Origin of the sequence: Agarivorans gilvus, from assembly GCF_001420915.1 — a bacterium.
Taxonomy (GTDB): Bacteria; Pseudomonadota; Gammaproteobacteria; order Enterobacterales; family Celerinatantimonadaceae; genus Agarivorans; species Agarivorans gilvus.
Genome location: NZ_CP013021.1, coordinates 779,538 through 798,308, shown reverse-complemented (window position 1 = coordinate 798,308; position 18,771 = coordinate 779,538). Strand labels below are relative to the sequence as shown.

General features: G+C 47.3%; 22 protein-coding genes and 1 other annotated feature. Of the genes, 11 read left to right on the top strand and 11 right to left on the bottom strand.

Features of this window, described 5'->3' with window-relative positions:
* Positions 1-4: 4 nt before the first annotated feature.
* From hisIE to hisG, 8 genes are read right to left on the bottom strand one after another with little or no spacing between them, the layout of a single operon-like run.
* Entirely contained in the window at positions 5-622 is a 618-nt protein-coding gene (hisIE, locus tag AR383_RS03745; RefSeq protein ID WP_055731915.1) for a bifunctional phosphoribosyl-AMP cyclohydrolase/phosphoribosyl-ATP diphosphatase HisIE, read from the bottom strand.
* The gene (gene hisF / locus AR383_RS03740) at positions 619-1,392 is read right to left on the bottom strand and encodes an imidazole glycerol phosphate synthase subunit HisF (RefSeq protein ID WP_055731914.1); all 774 of its coding nucleotides are present in this window, start codon (positions 1,390-1,392) and stop codon (positions 619-621) included. The genes hisIE and hisF overlap by 4 nt, the downstream gene beginning before the upstream one ends.
* A complete protein-coding gene (gene hisA, locus AR383_RS03735; protein WP_055731913.1) occupies positions 1,382-2,134 on the bottom strand; it encodes a 1-(5-phosphoribosyl)-5-[(5-phosphoribosylamino)methylideneamino]imidazole-4-carboxamide isomerase in 753 nt (250 codons plus the stop codon). Before hisA ends, hisF begins: the two co-directional genes overlap by 11 nt.
* A gap of 2 nt (positions 2,135-2,136) precedes the next feature.
* Positions 2,137-2,745 carry an imidazole glycerol phosphate synthase subunit HisH gene (gene hisH, locus AR383_RS03730; protein WP_055731912.1) on the bottom strand — a complete coding sequence of 203 codons (609 nt, stop codon included), beginning with the start codon at positions 2,743-2,745 and terminating at the stop codon, positions 2,137-2,139.
* A 27-nt stretch (positions 2,746-2,772) separates the two neighbouring features.
* Positions 2,773-3,849, bottom strand: a complete 1,077-nt coding sequence (hisB, locus tag AR383_RS03725) for a bifunctional histidinol-phosphatase/imidazoleglycerol-phosphate dehydratase HisB (protein ID WP_083481490.1) — start codon at positions 3,847-3,849, stop codon at positions 2,773-2,775.
* Complete coding sequence (hisC, locus tag AR383_RS03720; RefSeq protein ID WP_055731911.1) at positions 3,846-4,907, bottom strand: histidinol-phosphate transaminase; 1,062 nt, start codon at positions 4,905-4,907, stop codon at positions 3,846-3,848. The genes hisB and hisC overlap by 4 nt, the downstream gene beginning before the upstream one ends.
* Before the next feature lies 1 nt (position 4,908).
* On the bottom strand, positions 4,909-6,195 hold the full coding sequence (gene hisD / locus AR383_RS03715) for a histidinol dehydrogenase (protein WP_055731910.1): 1,287 nt from the start codon (positions 6,193-6,195) through the stop codon (positions 4,909-4,911).
* A 4-nt stretch (positions 6,196-6,199) separates the two neighbouring features.
* Positions 6,200-7,099: an ATP phosphoribosyltransferase gene (gene hisG / locus AR383_RS03710; protein WP_055731909.1), complete on the bottom strand. Its 900-nt coding sequence runs from the start codon at positions 7,097-7,099 to the stop codon at positions 6,200-6,202.
* A gap of 20 nt (positions 7,100-7,119) precedes the next feature.
* Positions 7,120-7,246, bottom strand: a sequence feature (His leader region).
* A gap of 188 nt (positions 7,247-7,434) precedes the next feature.
* Here hisG and AR383_RS03705 point away from each other — a divergent pair.
* The 7 genes from AR383_RS03705 to rnd all read left to right on the top strand — a co-directional run bounded on the left by AR383_RS03705 (position 7,435) and on the right by rnd (position 14,485).
* Positions 7,435-7,650 carry a hypothetical protein gene (locus tag AR383_RS03705; RefSeq protein WP_055731908.1) on the top strand — a complete coding sequence of 72 codons (216 nt, stop codon included), beginning with the start codon at positions 7,435-7,437 and terminating at the stop codon, positions 7,648-7,650.
* A gap of 68 nt (positions 7,651-7,718) precedes the next feature.
* Entirely contained in the window at positions 7,719-9,635 is a 1,917-nt protein-coding gene (locus AR383_RS03700) for a DNA repair helicase YoaA (protein ID WP_055731907.1), read from the top strand.
* Positions 9,632-10,321 carry a tRNA (adenosine(37)-N6)-threonylcarbamoyltransferase complex dimerization subunit type 1 TsaB gene (gene tsaB / locus AR383_RS03695; RefSeq protein WP_055731906.1) on the top strand — a complete coding sequence of 230 codons (690 nt, stop codon included), beginning with the start codon at positions 9,632-9,634 and terminating at the stop codon, positions 10,319-10,321. Before AR383_RS03700 ends, tsaB begins: the two co-directional genes overlap by 4 nt.
* 17 nt (positions 10,322-10,338) lie before the next feature.
* The gene (locus tag AR383_RS03690) at positions 10,339-10,602 is read left to right on the top strand and encodes a hypothetical protein (protein WP_055731905.1); all 264 of its coding nucleotides are present in this window, start codon (positions 10,339-10,341) and stop codon (positions 10,600-10,602) included.
* A gap of 14 nt (positions 10,603-10,616) precedes the next feature.
* Positions 10,617-11,450, top strand: a complete 834-nt coding sequence (locus AR383_RS03685) for an alpha/beta fold hydrolase (protein ID WP_055731904.1) — start codon at positions 10,617-10,619, stop codon at positions 11,448-11,450.
* A 201-nt stretch (positions 11,451-11,651) separates the two neighbouring features.
* On the top strand, positions 11,652-13,313 hold the full coding sequence (gene fadD / locus AR383_RS03680) for a long-chain-fatty-acid--CoA ligase FadD (RefSeq protein WP_055731903.1): 1,662 nt from the start codon (positions 11,652-11,654) through the stop codon (positions 13,311-13,313).
* A 50-nt stretch (positions 13,314-13,363) separates the two neighbouring features.
* Positions 13,364-14,485, top strand: coding sequence for a ribonuclease D (gene rnd / locus AR383_RS03675; protein ID WP_157051633.1), 1,122 nt, complete (start codon positions 13,364-13,366; stop codon positions 14,483-14,485).
* Here the strand turns inward: rnd and minE are convergent.
* The 3 genes from minE to minC are packed head-to-tail and all read right to left on the bottom strand — an operon-like array spanning position 14,460 to position 16,261.
* The gene (minE, locus tag AR383_RS03670) at positions 14,460-14,723 is read right to left on the bottom strand and encodes a cell division topological specificity factor MinE (RefSeq protein ID WP_055731902.1); all 264 of its coding nucleotides are present in this window, start codon (positions 14,721-14,723) and stop codon (positions 14,460-14,462) included. The genes rnd and minE overlap by 26 nt on opposite strands.
* 2 nt (positions 14,724-14,725) lie before the next feature.
* Complete coding sequence (minD, locus tag AR383_RS03665; protein WP_055731901.1) at positions 14,726-15,538, bottom strand: septum site-determining protein MinD; 813 nt, start codon at positions 15,536-15,538, stop codon at positions 14,726-14,728.
* 30 nt (positions 15,539-15,568) lie between these two features.
* The gene (gene minC, locus AR383_RS03660; protein ID WP_055731900.1) at positions 15,569-16,261 is read right to left on the bottom strand and encodes a septum site-determining protein MinC; all 693 of its coding nucleotides are present in this window, start codon (positions 16,259-16,261) and stop codon (positions 15,569-15,571) included.
* 114 nt (positions 16,262-16,375) lie between these two features.
* Between minC and AR383_RS03655 the strand changes: the two genes are divergently transcribed.
* The 4 genes from AR383_RS03655 to AR383_RS03640 are packed head-to-tail and all read left to right on the top strand — an operon-like array spanning position 16,376 to position 18,751.
* On the top strand, positions 16,376-16,660 hold the full coding sequence (locus tag AR383_RS03655; RefSeq protein ID WP_055731899.1) for a YcgL domain-containing protein: 285 nt from the start codon (positions 16,376-16,378) through the stop codon (positions 16,658-16,660).
* A 10-nt stretch (positions 16,661-16,670) separates the two neighbouring features.
* The gene (locus tag AR383_RS03650; RefSeq protein WP_055731898.1) at positions 16,671-17,636 is read left to right on the top strand and encodes a lytic murein transglycosylase; all 966 of its coding nucleotides are present in this window, start codon (positions 16,671-16,673) and stop codon (positions 17,634-17,636) included.
* A 1-nt stretch (position 17,637) separates the two neighbouring features.
* The gene (locus tag AR383_RS03645; protein WP_055731897.1) at positions 17,638-18,303 is read left to right on the top strand and encodes a fumarylacetoacetate hydrolase family protein; all 666 of its coding nucleotides are present in this window, start codon (positions 17,638-17,640) and stop codon (positions 18,301-18,303) included.
* Positions 18,296-18,751, top strand: a complete 456-nt coding sequence (locus AR383_RS03640) for a YcgN family cysteine cluster protein (RefSeq protein WP_083481488.1) — start codon at positions 18,296-18,298, stop codon at positions 18,749-18,751. The genes AR383_RS03645 and AR383_RS03640 overlap by 8 nt, the downstream gene beginning before the upstream one ends.
* The last annotated feature ends 20 nt before the right edge of the window (positions 18,752-18,771 follow it).

Here is an 18,771-nt window from a genome sequence, read left to right as displayed (position 1 = left end):
AGTCTTACTTATGCCGTGCTTGCAAGCAGGCAACGACTTCGTCGAAGCCGACTTCTTGTTTTTCTAGCAGTACTAGCAAGTGGTAGAGCAGATCGGAGCTTTCGTTGATTAGCTCTTCGCGGTCGTTGGCCATGGCCGCTAGGGCTACTTCTACGCCTTCTTCGCCGACTTTTTGTGAGATACGCTTAGTGCCGCGGGCAAATAGGCTAGCGGTGTAGCTTTGCTCAGGATCGGCAGACTTACGCTCGGCCAGTACCGCTTGTAGCTGGGCAATGAAAGTGAGCTTGGGCTCTTGGTGACCATCAAAACAGCTTTGAGTACCCTTATGGCAGGTTGGGCCAATCGGGTCAACCGCCACTAGCAGCGTGTCTTGGTCACAGTCTAAGCTAATGCTTTTAAGCTGCAGCACGTTGCCAGAGGTTTCGCCCTTGGTCCATAGACGTTGTTTAGTACGGCTATAGAAGGTGACCTGTTGGCTGTCTAAGGTCTTTTTCAACGCGTCGCTGTTCATGTAACCTAGCATCAAGACTTGGCCGCTGTGGTCATTTTGTACCACGGCAGGGATTAAGCCTTCGACCTTGTCCCAGTCAATTTGTTGGTTGAGTTGTTCAAACTGGCTCATAGTCGAATCGCTACCTCTTGTTGTTTTAGATATTGTTTTAGCTCGCCAATATTAATGATGCTTTTATGGAATACGCTGGCGGCGAGTGCGCCGTCTACGTCAGAAATCTTAAAGGCATCTTTAAAGTGCTGCATTTCACCAGCACCACCCGAGGCGATTAAGGGCACTTTACAAATTTCGCGTACCCGGCTTAGTTGCTCTAGGTCGTAACCTTGGCGAACCCCATCTTGGTTCATTACGTTAAGTACAATTTCACCTGCGCCACGCGCTTGTACTTCTTTTACCCAGTCAAAGGTGTTCCACGCCGTGGTTACGGTGCGTTTTTCATCACCGGTAAACTGCTTCACTTGGTATTGCTTGGTTTCGTCACAGTAATAAGAGTCGATACCTACCACAATGCACTGCACCCCGAATTTATCGGCCAAGCGAGTGATTAAACTAGGGTCGGCGAGGGCAGGCGAGTTAATGGAAATTTTATCGGCGCCATTTTGCAAGGTGCGGTTGGCGTCTTCAATGGTTTTAATCCCGCCAGCTACACAGAAGGGAATGTCGATAACTTCAGCCACGCGGCTCACCCAGCTTTTGTCTACCACTCGTGCATCAGAGCTGGCGGTAATGTCGTAGAACACCAACTCGTCGGCGCCTTCTTCAGCATAGCGTTTGGCTAGCGGTACTATGTCGCCAATGATTTCGTGGTTACGAAACTTCACCCCTTTTACCACCAAGCCGTCTTTAACGTCTAAGCAGGGAATAATTCGTTTAGCTAGCATTGTTGCCTCCTTGCTGCCAACAAGCGATGGCCTGTTCTACATTAAACTTACCTTCGAGCAGGGCTCGGCCAACTATCACCCCGGCTACACCGGTATCAGTAAGCGCGGCGATGTCATCTAATGAGCCAATGCCACCAGAGCTTTGCCATTGAATGTCTGGATACTGGGCACACAGTTCACGGTATAGTTTCACGTTAGAGCCAGCCAGCGTGCCGTCTTTTGAAATATCGGTACACAGTACGTGCTTAAGGCCCACAGGGGCGTAAATTGCCACTAATTCTTCAATGGTGACGCCGCTGTCTTCTTGCCAGCCCGACACCGCCACTACCTTGTTACCTTGCTCATCGATGTTGATATCCAGCGCCAATACAATGTGCTCGGCGCCGTATTTTTCCATCCATTGGGCAACCACTTCGGGTTGTTTCACTGCAGTTGAGCCAATAACCACGCGCTCGGCGCCAGCGGCTAACAAGTCTTTTACGTCTTGTTCGCTGCGCACCCCGCCACCAATTTGAATTTTGGCGGGAGTGTTTTTCAGCAGTTGGGCAATCACATCTAGCTGGCGAGCGCTGGTATCTTTTGCTCCATCTAGGTCAACTAGGTGCAACCAATCTGCCCCTTGTTTGTGGTAGTCAGAAAATTGCGCCTGAGGATCGTCACCATAAATGGTTTTTTGTGCGTAATCACCTTGGAACAAACGCACAATCTTTCCGTCGATTAAATCTAAAGCAGGAATGATCATGCCTACATCTCCAAGAAGTTTTTGATTAATTGCGCACCAGCTTGGCCACTGCGCTCGGGGTGAAATTGTACGCCGTAAAAGTTGTCTTTGTTCACCGCGGCGCTAAAGGCATTGCCATAGTCACACTCGGCGATGGTGGCATCATTTACCGGTAGCGCGTAGCTGTGCACAAAGTAAAAGTAGCTGCCAGCTTCAATGTCTTTAAACAGTGGGTGGCCGGCTTGTGGCTGAATTTGGTTCCAACCCATGTGCGGTAGGCGTTGACCATCTTTAGGTTGCATTAAGGCAACTGTACCAGGGATTAGACCTAAACATGGAATGGGTTGTTCTGCTTCTTTAGCGCCACCTTCAATGGAGAATTCGGCCAACATTTGCATGCCGAGACAAATCCCCAATAAGGGCTTTTTAACCTGCTTGACTAAGTCGATCAGTTCGCGCTCTGCCAGGTTTTGCATGGCTTCGCTAGCGGTGCCCACTCCGGGTAGGAACAGCTTGTCGGCGGCTAATATCACCGCAGGGTCGCGGCTCACTGTCACCGGATAGCCCAAGCGTTCTACGGCGAATTTTACCGAGGAAAGGTTGGCACATCCTGTGTCGATAATTACATTCATTGTTACTTGTCCTTTTTCGCTGAGCGCCTATAACATGCCTTTGCTGCTGGGTAGGGCGTCGCCTGATTTAACAATGGCTTGACCTAGGGCGCGACCAAATACTTTAAACAGCGCTTCCACCATGTGATGGGTGTTTTTGCCAGTGGTTTCTAGGTGCAGCGTACAGGCCATGGCATCGCTTAAGGAGCGGAAGAAGTGCGGCACCATTTCGGTGGCAAAGTCACCGATGTTGTCACGGCTGAAATCGGCTTTAAATTCAAGATGGGCGCGGCCACTTAAATCTAAAGCACACTGGGCTAGGCATTCGTCCATGGGTAATACAAAGCCAAAACGGCCTATGCCACGTTTGTCACCCAAGGCTTGTTTAAGTGCTTGGCCTAAGGCAATAGCAGTATCTTCAACGCTGTGGTGGTCGTCGATGTGATAGTCGCCCACCACTTTGCAATTCAGCTGGAAACCGGCATGAGTGGCAATTTGGTCCAACATGTGGTCGAAAAAACCGAGGCCGGTATCAATTTGGCTACCACCGGCGTTGTCTAAATCCACCGCAATGCTAATTTGAGTTTCTTTGGTATTACGCTCTACCTTGGCTTTACGGCCTAACTGGGTAAGGCGCTTTTCTATGGCTGGCCAGTTTAAGCCATCACGTTGATATTGCAGTCCTTCCAAGCCCATGTTTTCAGCTAGCTGCATGTCGGTGTGGCGATCGCCAATCACATAAGAGTGGGCAAAATCAATCACGCCGCTTTTTAGGTATTCCTTCACTAAGCCCAGCTTGGGTTTACGGCAACTGCAGTTATCTTCCTCGAAGTGCGGGCATACCAACACTTGATCAAACTTAATCCCCTGAGACTCAAAGATATCCATCATGTAGTCTTGGGCTAGATGGAAGTCCGCCTCTGGAAAACTGTCGGTACCTAAACCATCTTGGTTAGTCACCATCACTAAACGATAGCCGTTAGCTTGCAGCTTGAGGAGTACCGGAATCACCTGAGGTTCTAGCTTCACTTTGGCAAGGCTGTCTACCTGCTTGTCGGTGATGGGTTCATCGATCATCGTTCCATCGCGGTCGATGAATAGTATTTTTTGTTTCACTTGGCTCACTTCGCTCGCTCCAATCCTTGAATAGCTGATACTGTGGCGGTAATTTCTTGCTGATTGCCGATAGTAATGCGGATGCAGTTGTCTAGGCGCGGTTTGTTGGCAAAGTCACGCAGTACGATGCCTTGTTCGGCAAGGCCACTAAATACCCGCGTCGAATCATCAAAGCGCACCAGTATGTAGTTTCCGGTGGCTGGGAAGATCTGCTTCACAATACTGAGTTTACTTAATTCCTCTACTGCTTGGCAGCGAATGGCATTTAAGCGGGCCACTCGTTCACGCATAACCGCTAAGCCCTCGGTGCTTAATGCCTTCGCGGCAATTTCTGCCACTGGGCGGGCGATGGGGTAAGGTGCTATCACCTTGCTCATCACCTCGATCACTTCAGCATTAGCTAAGGTAAAGCCGCAGCGCAGGCCTGCCAGAGCGAAGGCTTTGGAAAGGGTACGGGTAATGACTAAATTGTCGTAGTCGGCCAACAGTGATACCACGCTTTGGCGCTCGCAAAACTCAATGTAGGCTTCGTCTACTACCACCAGAGCGCGATCTTTCTGAGCACTCAACAGGGCGCACAGTTTGGCATGATCCAACATATTGCCGGTGGGGTTGTTAGGGGCACAAAGGAAGATAATTTTGGTGTCTACCTGAGACAGCGCGGCGTAGTCTGGGTCGAAGTTTTCATCTAACTCAACACACTTAATCTCTACCCCAATGGTTTCTGCACTTACCGAGTACATGCCGTAAGTAGGCGGGCAAATTACGATGCTATCTTGGCCGGGCTCACAAAAGGCGCGGATAAGTACTTCAATCGCTTCATCGGCACCGCGGCTGGCCAACACTTGCTCACATTCTAGGCCTGCGTAGTTGGCATAACCTTCAATTAAGGCTTGTGGCTGAAACTCAGGATAGCGGTTGAGTTGATCCCCGTCGTAGTTAAACTCACTGACTTCGGGGCTTTCATTAGCGTTAAGCCATACTTCTCCACTTCCACCGATGCGACGGGCACTTTGATATGGCACTAATTGTTGGATCTTTTTACGGGCTAGTAAGGATACTGACATATTACTGCTCCTCACCTAAGCGCAGGGTGACCGCGCGGCGGTGTGCATCTAGGCCTTCTGCATTGGCTATTGGGATCACCGCTGAGCTGAGATCTTTTAGACCTTGCTCAGTAAGTTCTTGCACCGTAAAACGCTTCATGAAGTCCAAGGTTCCCAAGCTTGAATAGGTGCGGGTGTAACCATAGGTAGGCAGAGTATGGTTAGTGCCACTGGCATAATCGCCCACTGATTCTGGCGTCCACTGACCAAGGAATACACTACCGGCATTTTCAATCTCAGGCAGTAAGTCTCGGGCTTGTTCGGTTTGCACGATTAAGTGCTCTGGCCCATAAAGGTTACTTACTTGTACCGCTTGAGCTAATTCATCAACCACAATCGCAGTGCTATGAGCGAGCGCTTGGTCGGCAATATTGTTACGGCTGAGTAGTGCTAGTTGGCGCTCTAACTCACGGTTAACCGCTGCCGCTTGCTGCTCGCTGGTGGTGACCAAAATAACTTGAGAATCAGGACCGTGTTCGGCTTGCGATAATAAGTCGGCAGCCACAAACGCTGGATTGGCTTGCTCGTCGGCAATTACCAATACTTCTGAAGGACCAGCTGGCATATCAATCGCGGCACCTGCGTGATCGCCGCTTACTTGCTGTTTCGCTTGGGTTACAAAAGCATTACCGGGGCCGAAAATCTTATCTACTTTAGCGACGCTTGCTGTGCCATAGGCCATGGCTGCAATCGCTTGAGCACCACCGGCCGCGTAAACTTCGTCTACACCGCAAAGTTTAGCGGTGTACAAAATCTCTGGGGCAATCGGCGGTGGTGAGCTTAACACTACCTTTTTACAGCCGGCGATACTGGCTGGAATGGCTAGCATCAATACCGTAGACGGCAGTGGCGCGGTGCCTCCAGGAACATATAAGCCGACTTTAGCGATAGCAGCATAGTGCATTTCACAGCGGACGCCGGCTTGAGTCTCCAAGCTGATGGCTTGAGGCTTTTGCGCTTGATGAAAACGTTCAATATTGCTTTTGGCTTGTTTAACTGCTTGTTTGAATTGTTCACTTAAGCCTTGTTCTGCCGCATCGATTTCAGCTTGGCTGACTCGCACCGAGCTTAACTCGGCCTTATCAAATTTAGCGGCCAAAGCGATTAGCGCTTGGTCGCCTTGTTGGCGAACTTGCTCAACAACATCGCTAACAATACTGGCTATATCAGTAGAGCTATTTACCGCAGGGCGAGATAGCACTTGTTGCTGTTGTTCGGCGGTGAGTTGGTTCCAAATAACCGTTTGCATGCTTTTATCTCAACATTTTCTCGATGGGCATCACCAGAATCGAACTGGCACCTAAGGCTTTCAATTTTTCCATAGTTTCCCAGAAAAGATTTTCTGTACTGACTACATGTAGAGCCACTTTATCTTCATCACCCGCTAGCGCTAACACGGTAGGGTGCTCACTACCGGGTAGTAGGTCAACAATTTGGGCTAGGTGAGTTTTAGGTGCGTGTAACATGATGTACTTGCTTTCTTTGGCTTCCATGGTGCCTTGCATGCGCATCAATAATTTGTCGAGCAGTTCTTGGTGTTCGTCGCTAAGTTTGTTTTTTGATTTAATGAGAACCGCTTGTGAGCGATAAATCACTTCTACTTCTTTTAAACCATTAGCTTCAAGGGTTGCGCCGGTAGAAACTAGGTCACAAATAGCGTCGGCTAAGCCAGCACGAGTCGCTACTTCTACCGAACCTGCTAGCATACAGGTTGAGAATGGTACGCCTTGCGCATCAAGGTAACGTTTAAGAATACCAGGGTAGCTAGTGGCGATACGTTTATTGGCTAAACATTGAGGGCCGGTGTAGTTGAATTCTTCTGCTACTGCGAGAGAGAAGCGACAGTCACCAAAATCGAGACGTTTTAAAATTTCGCAGTCAGTTGGCTCATTTTTGGCTGAGCGCAACATGGTTTCTTCTTCTAATACGTTTTCGCCAACGATACCGAAGTCAACTACGCCGTCCATTACTAGGCCTGGAATGTCGTCATCACGTACGCGTAATAAATCCACTGGCATGTTTTCTGAGTGGGCAATCAGGCGTTGTTGGCGGAGGTTGATTTTCATTCCGCAGCTTTTTAAGAGTGCCTGTGAATCATCGCTAAGTCGTCCTGATTTTTGGATGGCGATGCGTAGTCGTTTTTGCTCTGTCATGTTGTTATCCCTAATTATAAAACTAAAAAACCCCGGAGGGTAACCTTCCGGGGGTTTATAATATTGTTATATCTTACCACCGGAAGCTGCCAATTTGCTTCCAGCAGAAAACCGCCTGAAGCCTATTCTGGATGATGGTGGTGGTGATGCTTCAGTTGGTTAAAAATCATTTTCGTTCCTGTCAACGTAACTTTGCCGCCTTGGCAATAATGCCCATAAACTTACCAAGACAGCGCTAAATTGCAACCTTTTTTCAAGGGTTTTTGTTATTCACTTAAAGTTGTTCAAAAAATAGCCGATAATTAAGTGGAGAAGCCATTAAAGGAGGGTGCAGCGTGAGCCAAGATGCTATTTTGCCAATCGTGCCTAGACCATTGGCAAAGCCTGATGGGAAAACCCCACCAATTAAAACTACCAAGGTGGTGAAAAAAGGTAAGGTTGCTGAGCAAAACGATGTAAAAGTGCGACCTAAGCACCCTAGTGAGCAACAAAACGCGCGCAAAAATAAACCGGACCCCGACGACCCCCATGATATTGACTTGTTTGTTTAGGCTTAAGTTTGGTCTTCATTAATTCGGCTGGTATAGTTGCGGCGAATTAACGCTTGCCGGAACTCTCATTGAAACATCAGTATTTTGCCAAAGATGGGCTTTTATCTAAGGCCATCAGTGGATTCTCCCCACGTCCCGAACAACATGAAATGGCTAGCGCTGTTGCCGATGCCATTGAGCATGCTGGGCAACTGTTAGTTGAAGCGGGCACGGGCACCGGAAAAACCTTCGCTTATTTAGTTCCGGCGATGGACAGTGGCAAAAAAGTGGTGATTAGTACCGGTAGTAAGGCGCTGCAGGACCAGCTCTTCAACAAAGATTTGCCGCGTATGCAAAAGGCCTTGAATTACACCCATTCGGTAGCCTTGCTGAAAGGGCGAGCCAACTATCTGTGCATCGAGCGCTTAAATAGCTTTTCCCACTATAGCAGTGGCCAAGATCGCGCGACCTTAGCCGAGTTAGTGAAAATTAAAAACTGGGCACAAGGCGAGACTACTGGAGATATCAGTGATTTAGGGCCAATTGCCGAGCGCTCAGACGTCTTTCCATTAATCACCAGCACTAACGATAATTGCTTGGGAAGAGAATGTCCTTCTTATAAAGAATGTTATTTAGTTAAGGCGCGTAATAAGGCCTTAGATGCCGATTTAGTGGTGGTGAACCATCACCTGTTTTTCGCCGATATGGTGGTGAAAGAAACCGGTTTTGGAGAGCTCATCCCTGAGGCTGAAGCGTTTATTTTTGATGAAGCCCATCAGCTGCCCGATATTGCCGCTAGCTATTTTGGACAGCATTTTTCCAGTCGCCAAATTTTAGATTTGTGCAGTGATATTGAGTTGGCCTACAAGACTGAACTGCGTGACATGGCGCAATTGCAAAAAGCGGCGCAGAAATTAGAGCGCCGTATTCGCCAATGCCGTTTGTCTTTTGAAGGCCTGCGTGATCGCGGTGAATGGCGGCCCTTGGCTAAGCAGTCTCGTTTTGGCGAAATGATGCAAGCGCTAAAAGAAGATATGGACTTTGTCTATCAAGTGCTGAAACTTGCCTTATCGCGTTGTGAACTGGCAGATTCCTGCTTTGAACGCCTCGCTAAAATGCGCCTGTTATTTGATAAAGTAATGGATGTCGATGCCACCGGCTTTAGTTATTGGTACGAAACCACTCGTTTACATTTCACTTTAAATATTACGCCGCTGAATATTGCTGAGCGCTTTAATCAGGAAGTGCAAGAGCGTGATGCGGCTTGGGTATTCACTTCGGCGACCTTGGCGGTGGACGGCAATTTTGAACATTTTCAAAGTCAAATGGGCTTGCAACAAGTAAAGAGCTTATTGTTGGACAGCCCCTTTGACTATCAGCGCCAAGCGTTGTTATGTGTACCGCGTTACTTACCCGAGACCAAGCAACACAATGCCGAGCTGTTGATTTTAGACCAGTTGGCGCCAGTGATTGAAGCCAACCGTGGACGCTGCTTCTTTCTTTGTACCAGCCATCGCATGATTCAAAAAGTGGCCGCAGAATTACGTCAGCGCACCGAACTACTGGTATTGGTGCAAGGTGAGGCAGGTAAACAAGAATTACTCAAAGACTTTGTGGAAGATGGTAACGCAGTGTTGGTGGCCACCAGTACTTTTTGGGAAGGGGTGGATGTGCCTGGAGAGGCCTTGTCTTGCGTGATTATTGATAAGCTCCCCTTCGCTGCGCCAGATGATCCTTTATTAAAAGCTAAGAGTGAGGACTGCCGTTTACGTGGCGGAGATCCCTTTCGTCAGGTATATTTGCCGCAAGCCGTGATCAGTTTAAAACAAGGAGTGGGGCGTTTGATCCGCACTCAAACTGATCATGGGGTGGTGATTATCTGTGATAACCGCATCGTCAATCGAGACTATGGTTCACTGTTTATTCGCAGTTTACCGGCGATGCCGCGCACTCGAGAATTATCGAAGGTGCTGGAATTTGTTAAAAAAGACGCTGAGGAAACATGACAGCAAACATATTAGCTTTAGATACTTCTACTGAAAATTGTTCGGTTGCCTTGCAATGGCAAGGTGAGATCCTAAGTCACGAGCAATATAGTCCGCGAGATCATACCCAAAGAATTCTTCCTTTTGTTGAGCAAATTTTGGCTCAAGCGGGTGTGAGTCTTCAGCAATTAGACGCCATTGCTTTTGGCCGTGGCCCAGGCAGCTTTACTGGCGTTCGCATTGGTGTTGCCACCGCGCAAGGGCTTGCTTTTGGTGCCGACAAACCCTTGGTGGCAGTATCCACGCTGCAAGCGATGGCGCAACAGGCCTATCGCAGTGCTCAAGCTGAACATTGTTTTGCCGCTATTGATGCGCGTATGAGTGAAGTTTATTGGGGCGAGTACCAACTACAAGAGGGGTTGATGTGTTTGCTGGAGCAAGAGCAAGTCATTAAACCTGAACTGCTTAGCGGTAGCGCTCAAGTGGCTGCAGCAGTGGGCACCGGTTGGCAGAGCTATCAACAGCTACTGGCTAGTCAATATTCTGGCGCAAAGATACTTGAAAGCGTACTTTATCCTTCGGCACGAGATATGCTTAACTATGCTCAATACGCCTTTAGTCAAGGGGATGTGGTGGCAGCTGAACATGCTGAACCGGTCTATCTTCGTGACAAGGTGACTTGGAAAAAGCTTCCTGGTAGAGAATAGAGTAGAGGAAAATAAACTTGAAGATTCAGGGCCTTGGCCAGCCCATACCGCAGCAGCCTAAGCTTAAATCCGCTAGCAGCAGTACTGAAGTTAGCGTTGTGACAAAGGCGCCAAAGGGGATTGTTCCCTGGGCGGTAATGGATGAACAAAGTGTCGAAAAACTTCGCTACGACCAAAATATTGGCAGTGGTGGAGAGGCTATTTCTCATTATCAAGATGTGGCTAATCAACTTAAACGCCAACAGGTAAATGAGCTGTTTGGCATTGATTTGTTTGCCTAAGAGCCGTTTTATTTGTGTTAAATTCAGCCACTATCGCAGGCCTAGATATTGCCTACCTAGAGCAAGCTGGCGATAGCCAATATTGCTTATTAATGTTACATGGCTGGATGGACAATGCCGCCAGCTTTGTCCCTTTAATTAAGCAGTTTCCTCAGCAACACTGTATCGCGATTGACTTTCCCGGTCATGGCCATTCAAAACATCGTCACGACTACTACCATTTTGTCGATTATGTCGATGATGTTTATGCCGTAATAAACCAACTTAAACTAGATAAGCCGCTGGTACTAGTGGGACATTCCTTGGGCGCGCTGGTGGCCTGTACTTTTGCTGCCGCCTTTGCCGAGTTGTTGCGAGGCCTAGTGTTTATTGATGGCATTGGCCCGCTTAGCTTGCCTGATTCAGCCACCACCGAGCATTTGGCTCAGGCTATAATGCAACGCCATAAGTTGCGTCCAGCCAAGGGCTTTAGTCACTTAGAACAGGCGATAAAACTACGCTCTGTTAACAGCGGACTCAGTGAAGCCAATAGCCGCCTATTGGTTGAGCGGGCCACCGTATGGCGTGATGATTCATGGTACTGGCGCCATGATGAAAAGTTAAAGCTTCGCTCGCCATTGCGTTTTAGCGAGTCTCAGGCGAAAAACATCTGCCAGTCAGTCAGCATTGCAAGTTTGCTCATCGCTGCTGCAGAGTTTCCTTTAATTTCCCACTCACAGCTAATTCAACGTCAACAGTGGTTTAGCCAGTTAGATACTTGCTTGATTGCGGGAGGCCATCATTTACACATGGAAAACCCCGCCGCTGTGGCATTCGCCATTCAGCAATACCTCAATACAATTGTTTGAGCTCGCTCACTATTCCTGATCATATTTGTTACGGCTAATGTTAAATTATTGTTATTTTAAACGCTGTATGAAACAATTGTTTAAAATATGTAGAGCTTTCACTCTAAGGTGGTCTCTGCAGAGTCTGCTTCTTATAAGTTTAATAATTAAAATGGCAGACTGATTATACTTAACGTAACCAACTTGTTTTAGGAGAACTGCGTGGAAAAGGTTTGGCTTGATCGGTACCCTGAGGATGTTCCAGCAGAAATAGATCCCACTCGCTATCAGTCTTTGCTTGAGGTGTTTGAACAAGGCGCAGCCAAGCATGCTGACAGAGTTGCTTATATCAACATGGGGCAGGTGTTAACTTATCGACGCTTAGAAGAGCAGTCGCGCGCCTTTGCAGCCTACTTACAAAATGAACTTAAGTTAAAAGCCGGCGACAGAGTAGCCTTAATGATGCCCAACCTGTTGCAATACCCAATTTGTTTATTTGGCGCTTTGCGTGCTGGCATGGTGGTGGTGAATGTTAATCCTTTGTATACACCACGTGAACTTAAACACCAATTAAACGACAGTGGCGCTAAGGCGATTGTTATCGTGTCTAACTTCGCCCATATTTTGGAAGAAATCGTAGAAGAAACCAGCGTAGAGCATGTCATCTTAACTCGCTTAGGAGACCAACTTTCCGCCACTAAACGCACCTTGGTGAACTTTGTGGTGAAGTACATTAAGAAAATGGTGCCTAAGTACCATTTACCGCATGCCCAGTCTTTACGTTACGTTTTATCAAAAGGCCAGCATTTGCAGTACGTGCGCCCTGAGGTAAAAAGCGAAGATTTAGCCTTTCTGCAATATACTGGTGGAACCACCGGTGTGGCCAAAGGTGCGATGTTGTCGCACCGCAACATGGTGTCTAATCTACTGCAAGCAGAAGCGATTGTTGGACCGTGTTTAGAGACCGAAAAGGAAGTGGTGGTGACGGCCTTGCCGCTCTACCATATCTTCGCTTTAACCGCGAACTGCATGCTGTTTTTCTCTTTGGGTTGCCAAAACCTGTTGATCACCAATCCTCGCGATATTCCTAATTTTGTCAAAGAGTTGAGTAAGGTTCCGTTCACCGCCATTACTGGGGTAAATACCTTATTCAATGCGCTGTTAAATAACGATGATTTCGCCAATTTGGATTTCTCCACTCTACGTCTTTCTTTAGGTGGTGGAATGTCTGTACAACGCGCGGTTGCTGAGCGTTGGCAAAGCATCACCGGCACCCGCTTGATAGAAGGTTATGGTTTAACTGAATGTGCTCCCTTGGTAACGGTATGTCCTTATGATTTAGATGCCTATAACGGCAGTATTGGTTTACCAGCGCCTTCTACCGAGATAAAGCTTGTAGGTGACAATGGCCAAGAAGTTGCTCAGGGAGAGTCTGGAGAAATTTTAGTCAAGGGCCCACAGGTGATGCAAGGCTATTGGCAACGGCCTGAAGCGACACAAGAAGCGATGCCCGGAGGCTGGTTTGCCACCGGTGATATAGCCACTATGGACGAGCAAGGTTTCTTCCACATTGTCGATCGTAAAAAAGACATGATTTTGGTCTCGGGTTTTAATGTGTTTCCTAACGAGATTGAAGAGGTGGTGGCCAGCAACGCTAAGGTACTAGAGGTAGCTGCGGTGGGGGTGCCCAATGAAATCAGTGGCGAAGCGGTTAAGGTGTTTGTGGTTAAAAAAGAAGACTCTCTCACCGAGAAGCAGCTAATTGAATATTGTCGTGAGTTTTTAACGGCTTACAAAGTACCGAAACTGGTAGAGTTCAGAGATGAGCTTCCCAAGACCAATGTGGGCAAGATCTTACGCCGAGCCTTGCGCGAGCAGGGATAAACCGTAAAATGGTGGCATTATTCTATGCTATCCCTTAGGACGCCTTGATTTTGGCTGACGTAAATTTTGAAATGATAGTAACAGAGGCGCAATTAGCGCCTTTGCTACGTTTGTTGAATGAGCAGGCGCCTATGGTGCTAGCCATTGATACCGAGTTTGTTCGTACTCGTACCTATTATGCTCAGTTGGGCCTACTGCAGATTTACGATGGTCAGCAGTGTTATTTGCTTGACCCTCTTGAACTCGACATGGCGCCGCTGTGGCAAGCTCTGGCTCGCCACCATTGGGTATTACATGCTTTTGGCGAAGACTTAGAAATTATTCAGCGGCTGAGTGGTCAATTTGGCTTAAGTGTATTTGATACTCAGATTGGAGCGGCTTTTCTTGGCCATGGTATAAGCCTTGGTTACCAGCGCTTTATCGCCACGGAATTAAACATTGAATTGGACAAAGGTGAGTCTCGCACCGATTGGTTAGCCAGACCATTGCGGGCTTCGCAATTGGAATATGCTGCCTTAGATGTGATTTATTTGCTCCCCGCCTATTTGAAAATCAAACAACAACTGGAAGAGCAGGGCCGTTATCAAGCTGCCTTGGAAGAAAGCGCGCGTTTGGCTGATTTGAAAAAACGGGTGCTTAATCAAGATACCGCCTATCAAGACATTAAAAATGCTTGGAAGCTTAGCCCACAGCAATTAGCGGTACTGAAAACCTTAAGCGCTTGGCGCGTTCAACAGGCCATGAGCCGTGATTTGGCCATCAATAATGTGGTGCACGCCGATACTTTATGGGCCTTAGCCCGTTACCAACCTAGCAGCATGGCGCAGTTGCAAGGTTTGGGCTTGCCCGCCCAAGAGTTGCGAATTCATGGCACGAGGCTGTTAAAACTCATTAAGCAGGCTAAACAAACTAAGACTGCCGATTTTCCTGCGCCAATTAAACGTATCGTGGACTATCCGGGCTATAAAAAAGCCATTCAAGAACTGAAAAAAGTCGTGGCCACAGTCGCAGAGGAATCAGGCTTACCCGAAGATGTGCTGGCAAGTAAGAAGATGCTGAATCAATACTTGTCTTGGTGTTGGAAAGAAAACCGGCAAGCAGAAGAGCTTCCTCTGTTGCTTACCGGTTGGCGTCAGCCTTTATTTGCTAATCGCGTTGATCAGGTAGCGTAATATTTAGCTCTAGTACGCTGATATCTTCACTCTTATTGTCCAAGCTCACATTGACTTGGTCGGAGTCGATATCGACGTACTTCTTGATCACTTCAATAATGTCTTGTTTCATTGCTGGTAAATAATCGGGGCCGCTACGCTGGCCTCGTTCATGAGCAACAATGATTTGCAGTCGTTCTTTGGCGGTTTGCGCCGTTTTAGACTGTTTTGTAGTACGAAAGTAGTCTAAAAGAGACATTCTTATCCTCCAAATAGGCGGCTAAATAGGCCTTTTTTCTGTTCTTCCAAGAAACGGAAATCTACGTTTTCTCCAATTAAGCGGCTTACCGCGTCATCGTAGGCAAGGCCTGCGTCACTGTCTTTATCTAAAATTACCGGCTCACCAGAGTTTGAGGCTTTGAGTACTGCCGGTGATTCTGGAATGACACCCAGCAATGGAATTGCCAAAATTTCTTGAACATCTTCCACGCTCAACATGTCGCCACGATTCACCCGCTCTGGGTTGTAACGGGTTAGCAATAAGTGTTCTTTAACCGGCTCTAAGCCTTGCTCAGCACGTCGTGATTTACTGGCCAACATACCCAGTATGCGGTCAGAGTCGCGAACCGAAGACACCTCAGGGTTGGTGGTAACAATCGCTTCATCGGCAAAATACAAGGCCATAATGGCACCCGTCTCAATACCAGCCGGTGAGTCACAAACGATGTAGTCAAAGCCTTGTTCGGCTAAGTCTTCCAGTACTTTTTGTACGCCTTCTTTAGTAAGAGCGTCTTTATCTCGGGTTTGCGAAGCGGGAAGAATGTACAAATTGTCAGTACGTTTGTCTTTAATTAAAGACTGATTAAGGTTTGCTTCGCCTTTTATCACATTAACAAAATCATATACCACACGACGTTCGCAGCCCATGATGAGGTCTAGGTTGCGTAAGCCAATGTCGAAGTCGACGATTACTGTTTTAAAACCTTTGATGGCAAGGCCTGTGCCAATGGCAGCACTGGATGTTGTTTTACCAACACCGCCTTTTCCTGAGGTCACAACGATAATCTTAGCCATTATCTTTCCTTTATGAATGGGTTAACAAAGTTAACTTAAATTACCAAATACGATTTTCCGATCTTCAATTTGTATGCATTGAGGCAAATTAGCATGTTCAGCAATTTGCTCGTGCAATACATAAACACCGGCGATTGAAATGAGTTCTGCTTGTAAATTTTGGCAGAATATTTTGCTGTCTTTACGGCCACTGGCTCCGGCTATCGCGCGACCTCGCAAGGCCCCGTAGATATGAATGTTGCCGTCCGCAATGACCTCTGCGCCATTACCCACAGAGCCAATGATCACCAGATCGGTGTTTTGCGCGTAAACCTGTTGGCCTGAGCGAATTTGTCCACGCACCACTTTACTGGGCACAACGCTTGGGCTAGCGGGTTTTTCTGGGGGAGGCTCAATGGGTTTTGCTGCAGCTTGTTGGCCACCGCTGGTCATTACGGCTAAACCGGCTGCGCGAGCAGCGGTTTTTTGTTGTTCCGTGGTACAACCGGTGACTCCCACTAATACAAAATCTTGAGATTCGACCACGTCTTTTAGTTGGTTGAAATCAAAATTGTTGTCTACTTCACTAATGTTTACGACGATAGGAGCACAATTAAAAAATTGTGGCGCCTGGGCCACTTTTTCCATCAGCTTGTTATTTAATGATGTTAAGTCATTCTTTCCTAAGTAAACGACTGAAAGGGTGAAGTTTGTCCCTTTAAATTCTATTTCCTGTCCGGACATGAACAGTGGATTCCTTTTTTACATTTGTATACGAGCAATGACGCCACAGCATTTATTCTGATATAGTCTGCGTTTTAGCATAACCTGATCAGTACCTAGGATACTAACATTTTCATGTTCTGTGCAGTCTATAAAAGTCTCAAAAAACAGCAAACTTATCTCTATATTGAGAAGAAAGACGATTTTACTAAAGTACCCAGCTCGCTATTGGACTTAATGGGAGCCAAAGAGTTGGTGATGGTGGTGCCCAAACGTCCAACTAAAGATTTTGCGAGAGTTGAAATCACAGCCTTAGAAAAGGCATTTGCAGAGCAAGGCTATTATTTACAGCTTCCTCCGCCACCAGAAAATTACCTTAAACAGCACTTAGCTGCTCAAGCTAAGGCTAAACAACAATAAGGGGAAATACGTGAAGAAAATTATCAGTGCGGTGCTATTCTCTGCAGCCTTTTCATTACATGCTGAACCGGGCTTTGATAACTACGTAGAGCAACTTAAAGTCGAAGCGGCTGAGCAAGGCATCTCTCAACAAACCATTGACGCCGCCTTTGCCAATGCTCAGTTCTATCCTCGTGCGGTAAAGGCTGATAAACAGCAGCCTGAGTTTAAGCTCACCCTCGATACTTATTTACCTCGTGCGGTACCGGCTTGGAAGGTGCAACAAGCCCGAGCTCTATATAAAAAGCACTATCCTTTATTAAAAGAGATAGAGAAAAAGTATCAGGTGCAACCACGTTTCGTGATTGCCTTGTGGGGAGTGGAGTCTAATTTCGGTAAGTTTACCGGTAATTACAATGTGGTATCGGCACTGTCTACTATGTCATATGAAGGACGCCGCGAAGCGTTTTTCAAAAAGGAATTGATGAATGCGCTAAATATTTTAGAGCAGCAGCATATTAGCCCTGCAGAAATGAAAGGTTCTTGGGCGGGCGCTATGGGGCAGGTTCAATTTATGCCTAGCTCGTTTTTAGCTTATGCTCAAGACTTTGACGGCGATGGCCACCGTGATATCTGGAATAGTACCGCCGATGCGCTGGCCTCGGCGGCGAATTATTTAGCGCAAAGTGGTTGGAGTAACGATTTAACTTGGGGACGTCAGGTTAAACTGCCGGAGAACTTCGATGCGGATCTATTCGGTCTAGCGACAAGCAAATCCTTAAGCGAGTGGCAGGCTTTGGGCGTGCGCCGCTATGATGGTACTGATTTACCAACCCGTGATATTCGCGCTTCCCTAGTGCAGCCAGACGACGCGCATGGCCGTGTTTATTTGGCCTACGATAATTACCGAGTACTGATGAAGTGGAACCGCTCACATTACTTTGTGGCTGCGGTGGGCACCTTGGCAGACCGTATTTCCTATCCTCCGGTATTTTAATATGTATCAACATCTTGATCAGCAGGGCCAGCTAATTGCCCTGCCTGCAGCTAAAGCGGTGTGTGTAGGGCAAAACTACCTAGACCACATGCAAGAAATGGGTGGCGCGCCGGTTAAACAAGCGGTGTTTTTTATCAAGCCCAACAGCGCCTTTGTTAACTTTAGCGAGCAATTGGCGATTCCGGCCAATAAAGGTGAAGTGCATTACGAGTTAGAATTAGCACTGTTGATTAACAAGCCGCTGAAAAATGCCACACCAGAACAGTTAGATGATGCGGTGTGGGGGTATGCTTTAGCCTTAGATCTCACCTTGCGTGATATTCAATTGCAACTAAAACAACGCGGCCACCCTTGGGAGCGCGCTAAAGCCTTTGATAATAGCTGCGTGTTGAGTGCATTTAAACCGCTTAACTCCTTAACTGAGTTAAATCAGGTTGACCTAGCTTTAAGCCAAAACGGTAAATTGAAACAACAGGGTAATACCTCACAGATGATCCGCGATTTACAGCAGCTGTTATGTGAAGCTTCATCTTGTTTTAGTTTAATGCCGGGAGACGTGTTATTAACGGGAACCCCGGCAGGCGTTGGCCCGCTGCACGCGGGAGACCAACTAGCGATGAATGTCGCAGATATATCGGTAAATACAGAGGTAGTAGTAAGTGAGTGAATTAGGGTTTTGGCAGCAGAAAACGCTGGCGCAGATGACTGACCAAGAATGGGAGTCACTGTGTGATGGCTGTGGTAAATGCTGTTTGTCTAAACTTATCGATGAAGATACCGATGAGTTGTATTACACCAACATTGCTTGTGTATTACTCAATAGTAAAACTTGTCGCTGTAGCGATTATGAAAACCGTTTTGCAAAGGTGCCTGATTGCGTCAAGATCAGCTTAGATGATGTTGAAGCCTTTCATTGGTTGCCGCCGAGCTGCGCCTATAAACGCTTGATTGAAGGCAAGCCTTTGCCTGAATGGCATCCCTTATTAAACAAGGGTAAGGCCTCTGAAATGCATAAACGTGGTGCTTCTATTCGTGGCAAGATCGTTTGCGAAACGCAATTAGTTGGCCCTTCGCAAAACTATATTGTGCGTTGGCCTTTAGATGAATGTGAGTAAATTTAGACAATAAAAAAAGC

Excerpts from the sequence above, each read along its gene's own strand:
- hisIE (WP_055731915.1), bottom strand. The coding sequence starts at position 622 with ATGAGCCAGTTTGAACAACTCAACCAACAAATTGACTGGGACAAGGTC.
- hisF (WP_055731914.1), bottom strand. The coding sequence starts at position 1,392 with ATGCTAGCTAAACGAATTATTCCCTGCTTAGACGTTAAAGACGGCTTG.
- hisA (WP_055731913.1), bottom strand. The coding sequence starts at position 2,134 with ATGATCATTCCTGCTTTAGATTTAATCGACGGAAAGATTGTGCGTTTG.
- hisH (WP_055731912.1), bottom strand. The coding sequence starts at position 2,745 with ATGAATGTAATTATCGACACAGGATGTGCCAACCTTTCCTCGGTAAAA.
- hisC (WP_055731911.1), bottom strand. The coding sequence starts at position 4,907 with ATGTCAGTATCCTTACTAGCCCGTAAAAAGATCCAACAATTAGTGCCA.
- hisD (WP_055731910.1), bottom strand. The coding sequence starts at position 6,195 with ATGCAAACGGTTATTTGGAACCAACTCACCGCCGAACAACAGCAACAA.
- hisG (WP_055731909.1), bottom strand. The coding sequence starts at position 7,099 with ATGACAGAGCAAAAACGACTACGCATCGCCATCCAAAAATCAGGACGA.
- tsaB (WP_055731906.1), top strand. The coding sequence starts at position 9,632 with ATGACAGCAAACATATTAGCTTTAGATACTTCTACTGAAAATTGTTCG.
- minE (WP_055731902.1), bottom strand. The coding sequence starts at position 14,723 with ATGTCTCTTTTAGACTACTTTCGTACTACAAAACAGTCTAAAACGGCG.
- minD (WP_055731901.1), bottom strand. The coding sequence starts at position 15,538 with ATGGCTAAGATTATCGTTGTGACCTCAGGAAAAGGCGGTGTTGGTAAA.
- minC (WP_055731900.1), bottom strand. The coding sequence starts at position 16,261 with ATGTCCGGACAGGAAATAGAATTTAAAGGGACAAACTTCACCCTTTCA.
- AR383_RS03655 (WP_055731899.1), top strand. The coding sequence starts at position 16,376 with ATGTTCTGTGCAGTCTATAAAAGTCTCAAAAAACAGCAAACTTATCTC.
- AR383_RS03645 (WP_055731897.1), top strand. The coding sequence starts at position 17,638 with ATGTATCAACATCTTGATCAGCAGGGCCAGCTAATTGCCCTGCCTGCA.